10 protein-coding genes and 1 pseudogene are annotated in these 10,870 nt (G+C 62.2%); 2 read left to right on the forward strand and 9 right to left on the reverse strand.

Going from position 1 to position 10,870, the window contains the following annotated elements:
• The 8 genes and pseudogenes from M8J71_RS03115 to M8J71_RS03145 form a co-directional block, all read right to left on the reverse strand.
• Positions 1 to 1,774, reverse strand: a 1,774-nt coding sequence (locus M8J71_RS03115) for an aldehyde dehydrogenase family protein (protein WP_256246552.1), incomplete at its 3' end; no start/stop codon positions are given.
• 189 nt (positions 1,775 to 1,963) lie between these two features.
• Positions 1,964 to 2,470, reverse strand: coding sequence for a nuclear transport factor 2 family protein (locus tag M8J71_RS03120; protein WP_256246553.1), 507 nt, complete (start codon positions 2,468 to 2,470; stop codon positions 1,964 to 1,966).
• Between the two features lie 68 nt (positions 2,471 to 2,538).
• Positions 2,539 to 3,045 carry a nuclear transport factor 2 family protein gene (locus M8J71_RS03125; RefSeq protein WP_256246554.1) on the reverse strand — a complete coding sequence of 169 codons (507 nt, stop codon included), beginning with the start codon at positions 3,043 to 3,045 and terminating at the stop codon, positions 2,539 to 2,541.
• Positions 3,042 to 3,806, reverse strand: coding sequence for a ribonuclease activity regulator RraA (locus M8J71_RS03130; protein ID WP_256246555.1), 765 nt, complete (start codon positions 3,804 to 3,806; stop codon positions 3,042 to 3,044). The genes M8J71_RS03125 and M8J71_RS03130 overlap by 4 nt, the downstream gene beginning before the upstream one ends.
• A 216-nt stretch (positions 3,807 to 4,022) precedes the next feature.
• Positions 4,023 to 4,592: an IclR family transcriptional regulator gene (locus M8J71_RS03135; protein ID WP_256246556.1), complete on the reverse strand. Its 570-nt coding sequence runs from the start codon at positions 4,590 to 4,592 to the stop codon at positions 4,023 to 4,025.
• Positions 4,593 to 4,655: 63 nt separating this feature from the next.
• Positions 4,656 to 4,823 (reverse strand): annotated as a pseudogene (locus M8J71_RS23575) (helix-turn-helix domain-containing protein); the annotation flags it as partial.
• 308 nt (positions 4,824 to 5,131) lie between these two features.
• Positions 5,132 to 5,941, reverse strand: coding sequence for a fumarylacetoacetate hydrolase family protein (locus tag M8J71_RS03140; RefSeq protein ID WP_256246557.1), 810 nt, complete (start codon positions 5,939 to 5,941; stop codon positions 5,132 to 5,134).
• A 291-nt stretch (positions 5,942 to 6,232) separates the two neighbouring features.
• Entirely contained in the window at positions 6,233 to 7,621 is a 1,389-nt protein-coding gene (locus M8J71_RS03145) for a sugar porter family MFS transporter (protein ID WP_256246558.1), read from the reverse strand.
• Between the two features lie 456 nt (positions 7,622 to 8,077).
• Between M8J71_RS03145 and M8J71_RS03150 the strand changes: the two genes are divergently transcribed.
• Together M8J71_RS03150 and M8J71_RS03155 are read left to right on the forward strand one after the other, a co-directional pair.
• Positions 8,078 to 8,956 (forward strand): SDR family NAD(P)-dependent oxidoreductase, encoded by an 879-nt coding sequence (locus tag M8J71_RS03150; protein WP_256246559.1) that lies wholly within the window; start codon positions 8,078 to 8,080, stop codon positions 8,954 to 8,956.
• 45 nt (positions 8,957 to 9,001) lie between these two features.
• Entirely contained in the window at positions 9,002 to 9,898 is an 897-nt protein-coding gene (locus M8J71_RS03155) for an aldose 1-epimerase family protein (RefSeq protein WP_256246560.1), read from the forward strand.
• Positions 9,899 to 10,358: 460 nt separating this feature from the next.
• Here the strand turns inward: M8J71_RS03155 and M8J71_RS03160 are convergent, their stop codons facing one another.
• A complete protein-coding gene (locus M8J71_RS03160) occupies positions 10,359 to 10,556 on the reverse strand; it encodes a hypothetical protein (RefSeq protein ID WP_256246561.1) in 198 nt (65 codons plus the stop codon).
• Between the last annotated feature and the right edge of the window lie 314 nt (positions 10,557 to 10,870).

The raw sequence follows: 10,870 nt of genomic DNA on the forward strand, positions 1-10,870 counted from the left end.
TGAATTCCGTGACGCCGGTGCCGAAGATCGTGGGGGCGGGGGCGTTTTCGGTGGGGCCGGGAGTGCCCTGGCCGATGACCTGGACGCCGCCGGCGCTGCCGAGGGCTTTGGTACCGGCGTTCCAGGATTCGGCGATCCCCGCTGTGAGCATGGTCTGGCCGGCGCAGGCGGAAACGGCACGGCCGACGGCGGCTGCGAGTTTGTCGCCGTCCTCGCCTTCGGGGGCGAACAGCAGGCCCGGGGAGGTGCAGAGCTGGCCGGAGCTGCCCGTGACAGAGGTGACGTACTGCTGGGCCAGCGCGTCGATGTCGCCTTTGAGGGCGCCATTGAAGACGAAGACCGGGTTCAGCGAAGACATTTCCGCGTAGACCGGGATCGGCTCGGGGCGGGCGGCGGCGGTGCGCATCAGGGCGACGCCGGCGGACTGGGAGCCGGTGAAGCCGACAGCCTTGATGGCGGGGTCGGCCACGAGGGCCTGTCCGATGCTCGCGCCCGGGCCGTAGACCAGGGAGAAAACGCCGGGGTGCAGGCCGTTGTCCTTGACGGCCTTGGCGATGGCCTGGCCGACGAGTTCGCTGGTTCCCGGGTGGGCGTTATGGGCTTTGAAGACGACCGGGCAGCCGGCGGCGAGGGCGGAGGCGGTGTCTCCACTGAATTCCGTGACGCCGGTGCCGAAGATCGTGGGGGCGGGGGCGTTTTCGGTGGGGCCGGCAGTGCCCTGGCCGATGACCTGGACGCCGCCGGCGCTGCCGAGGGCTTTGGTACCGGCGTTCCAGGAATCGGCGATCCCCGCGGTGAGCATTGTCTGGCCGGCGCAGGCGGAAACGGCACGGCCGACGGCGGCTGCGAGTTTGTCGCCCAGTTCGCCTTCGGGGGCGAACAGCAGCCCCGGTGAGGTGCAGAGCTGGCCGGAGCTGCCCGTGACAGAGGTGACATACTGCTGGGCCAGCGCGTCGATGTCACCTTTGAGGGCGCCCTCGAAGACGAAGACCGGATTCAGCGACGACATTTCCGCGTAGACCGGGATCGGCTCGGGGCGGGCGGCGGCGGTGCGCATCAGTGCGACGCCGGCGGACTGGGAGCCCGTGAAGCCGACAGCCTTGATGGCGGGGTCGGCCACGAGGGCCTGTCCGATGCTCGCACCCGGGCCGTAGACCAGGGAGAAGACGCCGGGATGCAGGCCGTTGTCCTTGACGGCCTTGGCGATGGCCTGGCCGACGAGTTCGCTGGTTCCCGGGTGGGCGTTATGGGCTTTGAAGACGACCGGGCAGCCGGCGGCGAGGGCGGAGGCGGTGTCTCCACTGGCCCCGAACACGGCGACGGGGCCGAGCGGGATTTGGCGCTGGCGGATGTCTGCGCGGGGGAGGGGAGTACGCTCGGGCAGCGCGGGGTCGATGCGGACGCCGCGGAAGTCGCCCTGCCGGACCACGGAAGCGAAGAGCCGCAGCTGGCCGGTGGTGCGGGCACGTTCGCCCTGGAGCCGTGCGGCGGGGAGGCCAGTTTCCTGCCCGGCGCGGGTGATGAGTTCCTCGCCGATGGCTTCGATGTTGTCGGCGATGGCTTCGAGGAAGCTGGCGTGGGTCTCGGGGTCAAGGGTACTGAAGGAGGGGGAGGCTTCGGCTGCCGCGGCGGTGGCTGCCTTGAGCTGGTCCTCGTTGAGCAGCGTGTAGGTGGGTTCCAGGGCCTGGTTGGTGGCCGGGTTGAAGCCGAAGGTGGTCTTGCCGTCGCCGGCCACCGGCTCGCCTGCAATTAATGAATGTCCGAAAAGGGGCATTGTTATTCTCCTGGTTGATGTCGGTAAGTAGTCTGGGCGGCTGCGGCGGCTGTCGCCGTCGTGTCATGTCGGTTCTTCAAGATGGATACGGGGAGGGGAAAGCCGGCTGACCTGGGCGCTATCCGTGCACCCGCGCTCAACGAGTTATGCCCGGTGGCATGGCCTTCAGGGGGAGTACTAATTCGGCAGTCACGTCGCCGGAACTGTGGTCGCGTGCGGGTGCGGGCGGTTCACGGGCGGAGCCAGGTGGTATCCGCTGGCTTCGTAGTCATAACCTTCGAGGGTGTTTGCAGTGCGGCTGTCCGGGGCAGAGGAATAGAAAGCGCGGATCTCGGTGATCTTGCCTGTCTCCGGATCGATTTTGTACCACTCTGAGCCCCGGACGTAGCCATTGCGTGCCGGCTTCCAGTGTGTGAATTCGATAGCGGCTTGGAGGGTTTCAGGCTCACCGATGAGCCGCTCGATGGACCAGGCCGAGTCGATAGTCATCGTGAGTCGGCGCCAGTTCTCTGCGATGGTCCGACTGCCAATCCAAGGTCCGTCTAGACCGGGGGGGAAGTAGTGAACGGCGTCGTCAGTGAACTGAGCGACCATTTTCTCCACATCCGCTTCGTTGCAGCCGTCAAAGTAGGTTCGGATGGTTAGCTCCATCCGGCGTCGCTGTTCCTCACGCGGGAGTTCCGCAAAGCGTGTCATGTCTGCGCCCTTTCGATGTCTTGTCAGTGAATTGTCGGTACTCGCCCCGTTGAAGGGACGCTGGCTCGCTACCGGGATGCTGCTTTGATGGCATCCGGGTGGGGCCTGGCTACGGGCGGAGCCATGTGATAGCCGTTGGCCTCGTAGTCGTAGCCCTGCATCGTCAGGGCGTCGCGTCCGTCAGGTGCCGAGGCGTAGGCGGCACGGATTTCCGTGATCTTGCCGGTTTCGGGATCGAAGGTGTACCACTCGTCGCCCCTGAGGTAACTTCCCTTGGCGGTCTTCCAGTGGGTCCACTCGATGATTGCTTGCAGCGACTCGGGCTCGGCGATGAGCCGTTCAATGCTCCACGCCGAGCCGATACTCATGACGAGCCGGCGCCAGTTCTCTGCGATGGTCCTGCTTCCAATCCAGGGGCCTTCGAGCCCCGGCGGAAAGTAGTGAACAGCATCGTCGGTGAACTGGGAGGCCATCTTCTCAACGTCCGCTTCGTTGCAGCCGTCGAAGTAGGTGCGGATGGTTTCTTCCATCCGGCATCGCTGTTCTTCGCGGGGAAGATCGGCAAAGCGGGTCATGCGTTCACCTTTTCCGTCTCGCGGGTGTTCTTCTCCTGCTGCCAGGCCCGGTAGTCATTCAACGTCTGTTCGTCAGGCGGGTACACGCCCCACAGGGACTCGCCCGCGCTGACACGGTTGTGGAGGTATTGCTCCAGTTCTTCCTGCTCGGCTGCTGGCCCTGCGAGTTCCGTTGCCAGGGCGCGGGGGACGACGATGATCCCGTCACGGTCTCCGACCAGGATGTCGCCGGGGTAGACGGCAACGCCGGCGCAGCCGATCGGAACCTGGAGTTCGGCGACGTGGAAGGAGGCGGGCCGCGTGGTGGCGGTGATGCACTTGGCGTAGGCCGGGAAGCCTAGCTCAGCAATTGCGTGCCCGTCACGGAAGGCACCGTCGGTGACGAATCCGGCCGCGCCCCGATTCATTGCCCGGGTGATGAGCATGTCTCCGGCGGAGGCGGCGCTGACGTCGCCGCGGCTGTCGACTACGATCACCTGCCGACGGCCGACCTCTTCAACTGCTTCCCACTGCAGGACATTGCCGGTGCGGTACGGGTCGTCCAGCGGATCGATGTCTTCTCGGGCTGGGATGAAGCGCATCGTGTAGGCCTCGCCGACGAAACCGTCGAACTTGTCGCCGACAGGACTCAGGCCCACCAGGAACGGCTGCCGGATCCCCTTTTTGTAAAGCTGTGTAGCAAGGGTTGAGGTGCTTGCCCGGGCGAGGAGTTCAAAGACTTCATCCCCGATCGGCGTTTGCTGGTTATCGTCTGACAACATGTCGGCTCACTTTCAGTATTCCCATTTAGTGGGACAGGTTCCCGCTTAATGAAATTATGGCATCTTTTTGCTGCGTGTACCAGAGGGGGTCGAAGGGTTGCCAAGGGTGACGCGCGATCAGGAAGAACTGAGAGCAGAAATAAAAGAGCCGCGTGCACGTTCTTGAAGAACTTGCACGCGGCTCATCTGGCCCCCGAGGGGCATGTGGGGACTGGTCTAGCTTTGTCCTGCTGTCGCCACTTGCCGCAGAGTGTGGCGTGGCTCAAATCCGAGGCGACGGGAAATTGCGGCAGCAGTTGCGGATGCCAGTGGACCAATTATGTTTGTCTGGGCCCGCATCCGGTCCGCCGGCCCTGCGACGCTGATCGCAGCGACGACTTGGCCCGTATGGTCGTATATCGGAGCGCCGCAGCAGGTGCTGGAGAGATCGAATTCCTGATGTTCCTCCGTCCATCCACGCTCCAGGGCCCGGTTTAGGTCCTCTTCCAGGTCGGTTCTCGAAGTGATCGTGTGGGGAGTGTAGGAGCGAAGCTGGAGCTGGCGCAGCAGGGTGGAACGCTCGCCTTCGCCCATGCCCGCGAGGTAGGCCTTGCCAATGGAAGTCGCATGGAGCGGGCGACGGGCCCCCAGTTCCGTGCTGACGCGGACTGACTGGGGTCCCACTTCCCGGTAGACGAAGACCATTTCATGACCGCTGAGAACGCCCAGGCTTACGCTCTCGCGCGTCTGCTGGGCCAGCGCGCGCAGCAGCTCGGGGGCCACGTCCATAACCTCGACGGATTGCACTGCGGCCATTGCAAGGCGGGCGATAGAGGGCCCTAGGCGCCACTGCCCGGCTGGAGTTTGAACTATGTATTGGTCCTCTTGAAGGCGCTCGACCAATCGGTACATGGCGCTGCGACTCATTCCCATTGCCTTGACCAGATCCGCTGTCGATGCTTCGCCTGTTTGTGCCAGGTGGTTGAACAACTCCAGTCCGCGGTCCAGTGACCCCTTGCCCGCTGCGGTGGATACCATGCACGTTCCTCTCAGTTTTACGGCTCGGAAAACCCAGTCCCAGGGCTTCCGTTCCACTTGCGTTTATACCCGTCAGGTGATCATGGTCCCGATCACTGGGACTAAGTATCTCATTTCGCAGCCAGGATGGTTGCAAGTAGTGGGCATTGGCGTCTGCTTTCCATGCTGTTTTCTGACCGGAAGGGACCACCATTGAGATCGCGCTGGTCCGTTAGCTGGCCGGGAACAACTGGATATTTCCGCTGACTGGTCAGGCGTTTTGGATGTTCGCCCTGTCCGGGAGGCGCACGGCATCCGTGGCCAAACCCTCACAAGCGGGCTACTACCGGGTTGTGGAGGGTGCCCACGCCGGAGACTTCCACCCTCATGTTGCTGCCTGGCTGCACAAAGCGGGGCGGGTCCATGAAGCCGCCGCATCCGGACGGGGTGCCTGTGAGGATGATGTCACCGGGCTGCAGTGTGAAGTGCGTACTCAGGTACTCAATCAGGGCCGGGACCCGGAAGAGCATGTCGGAGGTATTTCCGTCCTGCACCAGTTCGCCGTCAATCCAGGTGCGGATGCGGACATCCTGAGGATCGGGAATCCCATCCCGTGTCACGGCCACTGGCCCCAGGGGGCAGAACGTGTCCAGCCCTTTACCTCGTACCCACTGCGGATCCGCCCGTTGGACATCGCGGGCAGAGACGTCGTTGGCAGCTGTATAGCCCCACACGTGGTCCAAGGCCTCTACGGCGGGTACTTTGGAAGCCCGTCGGCCGATGATGACGGCAAGCTCGCCTTCCCAGTCCACTTCTCTGCTCACGCCGGGGTCAGCCACGACAGGCGCGTCCGGGCCCGTAACACTGTTCGCGAGCTTGGGGAAGAGATAAGGCTCGGTGGGCAAAGGAAAACCCATTTCCAGGATGGTCTGCCGGTAATTCAGTCCGATGCCGAAAATTGTTCCTCCGGTGTACGGGGCAAGAAATCGTGGCGTGGCAACAACGGCGGCCCCTGGTTTCGTTGCTACCGGTTTTCCCGCAAAGACCTGATCCAGGTCCCCGTCGAGTTCGACCCAGCCCCCGTCCACTTCAACTGCCGCGAAGCGGCGTCCCTCATGTTCGACGTGCGCGTACCTCATTAGAGTCCTTCTGTTCGTGCTTTTTTGGGGGATGCTCGCTGTACCAGCGATGCGAAACTGATCCCAAGCAGGTCAGCAGTTGCTGTTGCGGCCGCCCGCGATTCACCGGCAAGGCACGGCATCGGCATTGCTGGTGAATCACTCGTAGAGCCGGTCTGCGACGATGGGTGTGAAACCTGGAAAGAGGGGTGTTGCAGCGGCCCGGGGGCCACTCCAACACCCCTCGTCAAGGCTGTATATCGCGGTGGCGGTGGTTATGCTTCTGCGGACGGCTCAGAGCGAACCCGAGGGTTAGCGTACGGATGCCTGAACCTTCGCATTGTGGCGGTCGTGGAGGTCCTGCTCGATTTGCTCGAGGCTGCGGCCCTTGGTCTCCCGAACGAACTTCAGGCAGAACAGGAATCCGAGGACATTGCATGCAACGAAGAGCTGCATGGTTCCTGAAAGGCCAAGTGCCTCTCGCAGCAGCGGGAACCCGAGAGTGATACCAAGGGTCGCGAACCAGGTGACCATGCTGGCCATGCCCATCGCCGCTCCACGGACACGCAGCGGGAAGATCTCACCGAGCACGACCCAGTTCACGGGCCCCCAAGTAAGCGAGTAGCTGACAAACATGACCGACATGGCTACGAGCATCGATACCGGGTTGATCTGGTCGCCCTTGCTCGCCTCGAAGGCCATCCACGCCATGCACACCGCCATGCAGGCACTTCCGCCAACGAGCAGGGTCCTGCGGCCGACGCGGTCGATGAACTGCAGCCCGATCGCTACCGAAATCACCTTGATCGTCCCCAGGATGATGGTGAAGATCAGCGCATTTTCATGGGGCAGGTTCAAGCTTTCAAAAATAGTGGGGGCGTAGTAGGTCACCATGTTCAAGCCGGTTGCCTGGCAGAGAATGGGGATACCGATTCCAACGATGACGGCCGGCCGGACCCACTTGGCCAGGAGTTCCCACCGCGAGCTCTGCGCTTCGACACGGGTAATAGCCTCGATGTCGGCTGCTGCTTCCTCAGCGGACCGCGTGGCATAGAGCAGTCGGGAGGCCTCCTCGCGGCGTCCTTTGGTCATGAGCCAGCGGGGGCTCTCGGGCAGGAATGGAAGACCTGCCACCAGGAGAAGTGCCGGCAGCGCGCCGCTGGCGAGCATCAGTCGCCAGTCGCCAGTGCCGGCCAAAAGGAAATTGACACCGTAACCGAGCAACAGGCCGGTGACGATCATCAGCTGGTTCAGGCCCGCAAGACGTCCGCGGGCTTTGGCCGGAGCCATTTCCGAGAGGTAGACGGGCACCAGCGCGGATGAACCGCCGACGCCCAGTCCCAGGAAGATGCGTCCGGCGATCAGGAGTTCGTTGTTCGGGACCACGGCACAGGCCAAGGATCCGACAATGAAAATGATGCCCAGAATCAGGATGACCCGCCGCCGACCGATACGGTCCGAGAGCTTCCCGGCAGTGACGGCGCCTATGATCGCACCAATAGAAATGCCGCCGACGATCAGGCCGGTGGTCAGCGCGCTTTGAGTGAATCCTGGGGTGGCGTATATGTAGGACAAGGCGCCGGCGATGATGCCGGTCTCGTAGCCGAAAAGGATGCCTCCCAAAGCACCAAAGAAATAGATCAATCCAGGTTTGGGGACAGGGCCAGTGCCCCTGCCCGTCCGCAGACTGTTGGCTGACATCGTCATAACGAACCTTCCTAAAGCTCAGCACCCGCCGTTGGGGCTATTGGAAAATATATAGTCCCGATTATTGGGACGCTCACGTAGTAGATGGGAATTGCTTACGTTCAAGGTAGCGCAACGTAATCGCGATCACAAGATAAAGTTCCGATTAAGTGGACACGTTCCCTTTCATCGGGACAACTGGAGCTTCTTCTACCTTGGAAGTTCGCTGGTCGGATCGTTATTTACCATTGGCGTCCCACTGGGGCTGCGTAAGGGACAGGGCCGGCCGTAAGTCCGGATTTTGGGCTGACAGCAGCGAGGCGTTGCTGTTCACGTGGAGGCAGCGCGGTTCAATTGTCCCAATTAGCGGGATGGTATTGCTTTCATCGGGACGGCGGTATACCTTGGCAGGGAAAGAAAGTACTCGGCCTCGCGAACATCATCAGTTGAGGCCCCGCAGACAAGGACGTCATGATGCCCAGCAATGAACATGAGAATCCTCAAGCTTCGCAACTCAGGCTTCAGGGCCGTGTGGCCCTCGTGACGGGAGCGGCGCACAACATCGGGGCGGCCATCGCACTTCGCCTTGCGGAAGAAGGCGCAGCCGTCGCCGTGGCTGATATCGATGCCGCCGGCGCGGCGGAGGTCTGCCGCCAAATTAACGGGGCAGGCGGACGAGCCTTTCCAGCAGCAGGGGATTTGACGGACATCGAGGACATTGACCGACTCTTCGCGGAAGTCGAAGCCGCCCTGGGGCCAGTTGATGTACTGGTTAACAACGCCTATACCCGCGTCAGCGAATCCTGCTTCCAGCCCTTCCTCGGCGTCGATCCTCTCCAGTGGCAGCGATTTGTAACAGCGAACACCACTATGTTTATCGCCTGCTCCCAACGGATGGCGCGCCGCCTAGCTACTGCGCGCCTTCCGGGAAGCATTGTGAACATCAGCTCCCACGGAGCCGCACGGGCCCACCGCGAGCAGATTCCCTATGACGCGGTCAAGGGAGCGATGGAATCCTTCACCCGGGCCATTGCCGTGGACCTTGCCCCCTGGGGTATCCGCGCCAACGCTGTTCGTCCTGGTTCCATCAACGTCCACGATGGACGTATGGCCTGGGACGCCGGCGACCTGCAGCATGCCCAAATTCCACTGGGGCGCCAAGGTACCCCGATAGACGTTGCCCACGCTGTCGTTTTCCTCGCCTCCCACGAATCGGACTACATCACCGGCCAGGTCTTCAACATCGACGGTGGTTTGGCTGCACAGGCACGCGCTCCCCAAGTGGAACCCCATGCTCCGGCCAGCCCAATGACCTTCACGGACTTCCCCGTACCGCTACAGAGCCGGTAAACCAGGGTTCTAATGGGACCGAATGGGCCGGAAGAACAGTTACTGATGGAGCGCGTTCCCTCGTCTGCAACCCAGCAGATCGTTCTCGCACGTGATGGGTTCGAGCTGACAGTCGCCATCCGCGGTGCCGAGATGCAATCTTTGGTCGGACCGGATGGACACGAGTATCTATGGCAAGCCGGACCTGCGTGGCCCCGCCACGCTCCGATACTCTTTCCAGCGATCTGCCGGCATCCCGCTGACCTACTCAGGGTAGACAACCGGGAATACCCTCTGGGCCATCACGGTTTCGCCCGGGACCTCGACTTCGAGGTGACCGACCAGAGCCCTGATCACGTCACCTTATCCCTCAACGATTCGCCCTTCACCAGCAGGCACTACCCGTTCCCCTTCCGGCTCGACATCAGCTACCGGCTGACCAACTCAGGGGTTCTCGTTGAATTCCGGGTGCACAATCCCGGGCACCGGGCCGCACCTTTCGGCATCGGCTCACACCCGGCGTTCAACTGGCCCCTTGACCCTGCAGCCGCGGCCGAAGAGCACACAGTCCATTTTGAGCGACCCGAGCCGGGCAACATTCGGAGAACACATGACAATCTCCTATTGCCCGGAATCTTCCGCAACTTATCCCTTGCCGGTGGGCAGTTGAAGCTCGCTCCCGAACACTTTGTCGAAGGCGCCATTATCCTGGAGGCCCTCCGCAGTGCAGCCCTTCAGTACCGGTCTCCTAGCGGACGGACCATTCACCTGCGCTGGAGTGGTTTCACGGAGCTGGCATTGTGGTCACCGCCCGAAGGCGGTTTCCTATGCATTGAACCGTGGCGTGGCCTACCCGCGCCGTGGGACTGGAGCGGCGATGAAGGAGGCCGCCCTGACCTGGAGCATATAGCCCCAAAAGAAACACGAAGCTACGCCTACCGCATCGATATCGAGACACCCTGATGAACACCCTTCATGTATACCGGCGCACCAATGAGCCACTCCCCGAAGCAGCACTGACGCGCCTGGCCAGCCCGGTCACGGTCACGGTCCTAGAAGCTGCATCTTGTGAGCCCGACTGCCACTACTGCTCGGGCCCGGAAACGGACTGAGTCGCCGGCAGCAAACCCGCGCTGATGGCGTTGCCTTTGTTCCTGTCTTGGCGGGGGCACTGCTGGGCTGACTCGCGCTGGACCACCTTGGCCGCCACCGCGTCCAGTTCTTGATCCAGGCTCGATCCCTAACAGGGCCAGGCACGGGCAGGCCAGTGCATCCGTCACTTTCTACGCCGCGATAACAGGCAGGACCAGAAAAGCCCCTCCTGTCGGCCTGTTGGTCGTTGGAAAAGATCCTGCAGGGACGAGCCACAGGGGGTTTACTCGTCGGTTAGCCTGGTTCACGTGATGGGTGGTTGCTTGGGCGTTCACTTACTGGTGAGGTCGGGAAAGCCGGCTGGGTTATCAGATCCCCCCGCGCGGATCAGGTGATCGCTGATCTTTGTGAGTTCGCTCCTCATGTTGATAATTTCGCGTGCGTGAGTCGCCAGGCGTTTGTCCTCAGCGGTCCGTTCATGGATGGCTAACGGGGCCGGGTGGCCGTCGCCCGTTGTGAAGATCATCATGCAACGTGTTGTCAGTGACAGATGCTCCGGCTGGCTCGCCGGGGCGGAACGAACAAGGACGCTGATGTGGATGTCTTGCCCTGCGACCAGGATAGCTCTGGCATGGACTTCCACGAGATGGGCGATCCGGATCGGGCGGTGAAAGTGGATGCCGCCTGAGTACCTGGCCCGCGCTCCTTCTGGGCTAAGCCTGAATCCACCGGTGTGGTTCGGCTTCGATCGGCGATTTAAACCGAGAATGCCTGTCTTCTCAAGGAAAATAGGACTTGCTTAGAGTTCATATTGACCGAAAAGAGAGGCATCTCGTAGGTGAA

It is taken from the genome of Pseudarthrobacter sp. R1, from assembly GCF_024494415.1.
Taxonomy (GTDB): Bacteria; Actinomycetota; Actinomycetes; order Actinomycetales; family Micrococcaceae; genus Arthrobacter.

What these genes read in the sequence shown, in the direction of transcription:
- M8J71_RS03120 (WP_256246553.1), bottom strand. Translation starts at nt 2,470, where the DNA reads ATGACACGCTTTGCGGAACTCCCGCGTGAGGAACAGCGACGCCGGATG.
- M8J71_RS03125 (WP_256246554.1), bottom strand. Translation starts at nt 3,045, where the DNA reads ATGACCCGCTTTGCCGATCTTCCCCGCGAAGAACAGCGATGCCGGATG.
- M8J71_RS03130 (WP_256246555.1), bottom strand. Translation starts at nt 3,806, where the DNA reads ATGTTGTCAGACGATAACCAGCAAACGCCGATCGGGGATGAAGTCTTT.
- M8J71_RS03140 (WP_256246557.1), bottom strand. Translation starts at nt 5,941, where the DNA reads ATGAGGTACGCGCACGTCGAACATGAGGGACGCCGCTTCGCGGCAGTT.
- M8J71_RS03145 (WP_256246558.1), bottom strand. Translation starts at nt 7,621, where the DNA reads ATGTCAGCCAACAGTCTGCGGACGGGCAGGGGCACTGGCCCTGTCCCC.
- M8J71_RS03150 (WP_256246559.1), top strand. Translation starts at nt 8,078, where the DNA reads ATGATGCCCAGCAATGAACATGAGAATCCTCAAGCTTCGCAACTCAGG.
- M8J71_RS03155 (WP_256246560.1), top strand. Translation starts at nt 9,002, where the DNA reads ATGGAGCGCGTTCCCTCGTCTGCAACCCAGCAGATCGTTCTCGCACGT.
- M8J71_RS03160 (WP_256246561.1), bottom strand. Translation starts at nt 10,556, where the DNA reads ATGATGATCTTCACAACGGGCGACGGCCACCCGGCCCCGTTAGCCATC.